We start from the raw sequence: 1,155 nt of genomic DNA, 5'->3' as shown, positions 1-1,155 counted from the left end.
GGACTGTACTTCGAGGGACGTCCCACGTGGATCTTCACCTTCCTGGACCAACGAGATCCATTCTCAGGTGTGTCCACACCGCGGGGGTCACCTCATTCATCCTGTTCTTCGATAACGACGCCGTCCTGCCGGATCCTGACACCGTCGCCCGGCTCGCTGCCGAGTTCGATCGACACCCTGATTCCGCCTATGTCCAGCCGCGGATCGTCGATCCCGTCAGTGGGACCACGCTCGGCCGGTGGGTTCCGCGCCTGCGGTCGAAGGATGCGGTTACGCCGGGGGCTGTCACGGTGATGGCCGAAGGGATCGTGCTCGTTCGCCGGGCCGATTTCGAGGCCGTAGGCGGCTGGCCTGGGCACTTTCTTCTGTTCCACGAGGGCGTGTGGCTCTCGTGGCACCTGTGGGATCTGGGCCGGATCGGCTGGTACGCGGCGGACGTTCAGGTGCACCACCCGGCGACGAATCCGGCCCGTCATAAGCCCTACTACCGGATGGTGGCGCGCAACCGTGTCTGGGTCGCCTACCGACTCTTGCCAGTCCCTCTCATTCCGGTCTACCTCGTCAACTGGGTGGTCATCAGCGTCTGGAGGTTCCGGTCCTCAGGGAATCTCGGTGTCTGGTTCAGGGGCCTGGCCGAGGGTCTGCGCGGCGGCCACGGCGAGCGGCGGCCGATGAGTTGGCGGACGGTGTGGCGCCTGACTCGGGCTGGCCGCCCTCCGATCATCTGAGGCGGCTGTTCTCACTACCTCGGCGGGGCCGGATCGGGCTGACAGTGGTCGCCTGGCCCCGCGCGAGTTGCTGGCGAAGGGCTTCGTTGTCGTGATGGAGAGCGGCAATGGCGGTGGCGGCAGCAGCGAGCTTTTTCGTCAAGAGGGTGCACTCCTGCGTTTTGGCGGCCAGGCGTCGCTTGAGCTCGGCGATGGCGGCGTCGCGCTTGGCCTCGCCCGGGATGGTTTTGCCGTGGGCGGCGATGTGGGCATCCCATTCGGCCATCACGGCGTGGGCGCGGTTCATGGTGGCGCGGCTGACCTGGGCCTCCTTGTAGAGGTTCTCCTTGGTCAGGAGCCGTTGTTGTACCGAGTGGTTCGCTTGGCGTTCGAACGAGGGTTCCCGGTCGAGTGATCCTGCGGCAACCCGGGCATGAAGACAGGGTCC

Annotated in this window: 2 protein-coding genes; one reads left to right on the top strand and one right to left on the bottom strand. The window is 66.0% G+C overall.

Going from position 1 to position 1,155, the window contains the following annotated elements:
- Window positions 1–728, top strand: a 728-nt coding sequence (locus AB0O11_RS39395; RefSeq protein WP_363397451.1) for a hypothetical protein, incomplete at its 5' end; no start/stop codon positions are given.
- Here AB0O11_RS39395 and AB0O11_RS39390 read toward each other — a convergent pair.
- Window positions 721–1,155: hypothetical protein (locus AB0O11_RS39390; protein ID WP_363397448.1), on the bottom strand; the 435-nt coding region annotated here is incomplete at its 5' end. The two genes, AB0O11_RS39395 and AB0O11_RS39390, sit on opposite strands and share 8 nt — an antisense overlap.

Source organism: Kitasatospora sp. NPDC093102 (genome assembly GCF_040683915.1).
Classification (GTDB): Bacteria; Actinomycetota; Actinomycetes; order Streptomycetales; family Streptomycetaceae; genus Kitasatospora.
Note: the sequence above shows the minus strand (reverse complement) of the source record. Positions and strands in the feature narration are given on the sequence as shown.